General features: G+C 56.8%; 3 protein-coding genes. All 3 read left to right on the top strand.

Features of this window, described 5'->3' with window-relative positions; all coding sequences use genetic code 11:
• Nucleotides 1-566 (top strand): hypothetical protein (locus PLJ71_22615; protein HQM51481.1); only part of this gene is annotated, 566 nt, incomplete at its 5' end.
• Between the two features lie 720 nt (nucleotides 567-1,286).
• Nucleotides 1,287-1,763: a hypothetical protein gene (locus PLJ71_22610; protein ID HQM51480.1), complete on the top strand. Its 477-nt coding sequence runs from the start codon at nucleotides 1,287-1,289 to the stop codon at nucleotides 1,761-1,763.
• 247 nt (nucleotides 1,764-2,010) lie between these two features.
• A complete protein-coding gene (locus tag PLJ71_22605; protein ID HQM51479.1) occupies nucleotides 2,011-3,423 on the top strand; it encodes a DUF4434 domain-containing protein in 1,413 nt (470 codons plus the stop codon).
• Nucleotides 3,424-3,493 lie beyond the last annotated feature (70 nt).

Below are 3,493 nucleotides of genomic sequence, written 5' to 3'. Positions count from 1 at the left end.
TCAGGCGGTTCGGCAGACGCGCCGCCAACAACGTCTCCCACGAGAGCAGGCATCTGGAGCGCGACCTGAGGCAATTGCGGGAATCCATACGCCGCCACGGTGCCGACCCGAGTCAGCGGCGTCGCATTCTTGAAGAGATGGAAAGGGCCGTGCCGGAGGAGGAGGCTATCTGGAGAGATATCGAGACGGTCAAGAGGCTGAATGAACGGCTGATGGCCTTTGACGAAGCCGTGCTTCACGAGGACTTGCGTGATCGCGCGGGCGCCATGACTCCAGAGGAGAAGACCGGCCTGAAGAAACGAATTAGCGACGCGCTGCTCAAACTCGGCGTTGAACAGCGCATAGCCAGACTCGAGGAAGCCCTGAAAAGCAGGTTGCGCGCCGTTGCGGAGCATGTGAAAGCAGGCGCTCAAACGCTATCCGCAGGCGATTCGGCGGCATCGCTCGCTGCCGTCGACAGGGCCATCGGCGAGGAGGGTCAGTTGAGGCGCCTGGCACGTCAGGTCAAGGTTCTGGAGAAGGTGCTTCTCAGCCTCGCCAAACGCGGCCGGCTCGGCAAAACCTGAAAGTTCTAAGAAGTCTACCGTCGCCTCAAGTAGGTCCGCGCCAAGCGCTGCGGCGGAGAGCGACGCGGTCAGACGTCGGAACCGGGCGTATGTCCACATTGTCCCTGTTAAGTGACAGGTGCGTTAGTCCCGGACAGCTTCCTGACAACTACCGGACCACAAAATTGCACCCGAGACGCATGGCAAAAACGCCGCCGAACCATCGCGATTCTAAAGGCTCTCGCGACCAATCCCAACCTTGCCCGCATCGTCGACACCTGGCCCAATCTGCCAGAGAACATCCGGACGGCGATTGTGGCGCTGATAGTGGAAAGATCGGCGAAGGGAGAAGTATGAGGGAAGGGGCGATACGTCTTGAAGCAATGGGTGCCGCCCGAGTTAACCCTCCCCATTGGGATACCCCAAATGGTTGCCCGTAGCAGGCCTTTCGCCCGATTCTTGCATTTTGCGTTCATGTCAGACTAGCATGAATTAGCTTCGTCGGTTCGCCAAATCAGGTGGCTGGGTCAAACGCCGTTTCAAGGGGGCCAGAAGCTCTGTGGATAATCCGTTGAGGAGAAACTAGGTAACCCTCATGTATCCCAGTCTCATGACCTCCAGCCGAACTAACGATTCAAATATGCGGCTTCCAGCGCGGGGTGTCATGCTGCGATAGCGCGATCCTTCGGTCTTGTGAAGAAACCACGCGACCATTGTCGCTTGATATGGAAGGAGAACACAATGAAGCAGAGACAGGTTGCTTTCGATGACTTCGATATGGAGGGATTCACTAAGGCAGTGCTTGACTTTGTCGGCAGAGAAATGTCTCAGGATGTGCACCCATCATATGCCATTGTGAAGGTTGCAGCCCCGGGAGGCGTGCCTGAATTTGGTCCCGAAGAGGGTAGGTCGCACTTCTTGGAGGAACTTCAATCCGGCCATCTTCTCTTTTTCCCATTCTCCTCAGGCAACGTTGGAGAACCAGTCCTATGCGCTGACGGTCAAAGTCGTGAGCTTGAAGATGATTCGGATTTTGTATTGGGTGACGTTGATTGCGTGGGATTTCTCTTGCAACTGAGGGAGCGCGATCTTTATATCGACTCGGCTGTTCATGCTGGAGGGGCTTGTCCTGGACCAGTACCATCCGTGGATGTTGAGAATTGCGGCGTGTTTGATGCCGGAATGGAAGCATTCTTAAATAGGTTCATCCGCCGGTAAAACTGGAATTCAACAATCACATTGAGGCGACGTAGCGAATAGCGAGCCGCAACCCGGCTGTTGGACCAGATAGGAGTGGGGCATTCCTACCAGAAGGGTACACCAAACATGCGGCTCTCAGGATATTCCTTATTGCAGGAATTCTAGCAGCCAGTGGAAGCCCGCTCTACCTTTCCCGATGAATGCGGGACTACACACAAACTCCCCTCGCATTCGGTTATACTGCCAACATCAGGGAGCCAGCGACATGAACGGAGCAATCGGGGTCTTCGTTTTCATTTTAGCAGGCCTTCTCGAGGGAGCCGCAAATAGTGGACTTCTTGATACGACCTTCGGTCCCGCAGCGTTTTCGATCAGCCCGGTGTCGTTGACCCTGGTCCCGCCGGAAACGATGACAAAGCAGGTTGACTTGGATATCCGCTGTGGGCTGCGCAACTCGACTGCCGCCGCCCGAACATTTCACGTGCGGGCCTATCTTGACGAGGAGACAGAGGAAACCATCTTGCATTGCGAGCGGGTGACCGTTCCTTCCCGCAGCTCGACAACCGTTCGATTCTGGTGGAAAGGTCCAAAGCCTGGCGGCGATCACCGGGTGCTACTTGTCGTCTCGAGCAAAGGCGAACAGTGGCGCGAGAACGACACCATTCGCATATTGGACATGGATACGCAGTCGCCCCGTATGCTCGGGGGCGCGTGGGTGGATATCTATCATCATGACGAGAAGGAAGGCCGCCCGTTCAACGACGAACTGGCCAAAATGAGCGCCGCGCAGTGGCGCGAACTCATCCGGGCGATGCACGCCGTGGGGCAAGATATCGTCGTCATCACGATGATGTTCCAGAACTACACCCACGTCGGCCGCCACACGATTGAACGCGACGGTTACGCGGGCAAGGCCTACTATCCCTCGATGCTGTTCCCGGGCCGGATGCCGATTGCATCCACGGATCCCCTCGAGACGATACTCGATGAGACCGATCGCCTGGGAATGCACGTACTGCCAGGCATCGGCTGCTATGCGTTCTTTGACTTCACCCCGGCATCGCTTGCGTGGCACAGGGTGGTTGCGGAGGAAATCTGGCGCCGGTATGGTGGGCATCGATCATTCTATGGCTGGTATGTCTCAGACGAAATCGCGGGCAACTTGGGCGAAGACGACCGCCGCCGCCAACAACTCGTTGATTTCTTCCACGAATTTCGCCCATTTGTGAACCAGTTGGCCCCAGGCAAACCCGTAATGCTGGCCACCAACTGCCATTTCATCAAACAGGCCAACGGGTACTATGAACGCCTCTTGCCCGACGTGGACATTCTCTGTCCGTTCGGGTTCAGCCGGATGCCCAAGAGTGACATCTCCGGTGAAGCCGCCGCCGAGATCCTGCACCGGTTAGGCCGCCGTGCGGGATGCCATCTGTGGATGGATCTCGAATCGTTCGAGTTCAAAAACGGCGTCGAACTGCATCCAAGGGCGTTTGACGGAATACGAAAAGAGCTGGAAACCTATACGGACTTCGAGACCGTCTTGCACTACCAGTTTCCAGGCATGATGAGTTCGCCGGACATGTCTCGAAAACCTGGCGGAGACGCGTCGCTCAAGCTATACGGTGATCTTCAACAATCCCTAAGAGAAAAGAACCTCGTGCCAGGGACAAGCGAGTAGGGCACACCGGATGCGGCCAAAGGATCGGCGCGGGTCTCAGCGTTGTCCGGCGCGTTGGCGGCGGCACTCG

The sequence above is a fragment of the Candidatus Hydrogenedentota bacterium genome (assembly GCA_035416745.1).
In the GTDB taxonomy this organism is placed as follows: Bacteria; Hydrogenedentota; Hydrogenedentia; order Hydrogenedentales; family SLHB01; genus UBA2224.
Note: the sequence above shows the minus strand (reverse complement) of the source record. Positions and strands in the feature narration are given on the sequence as shown.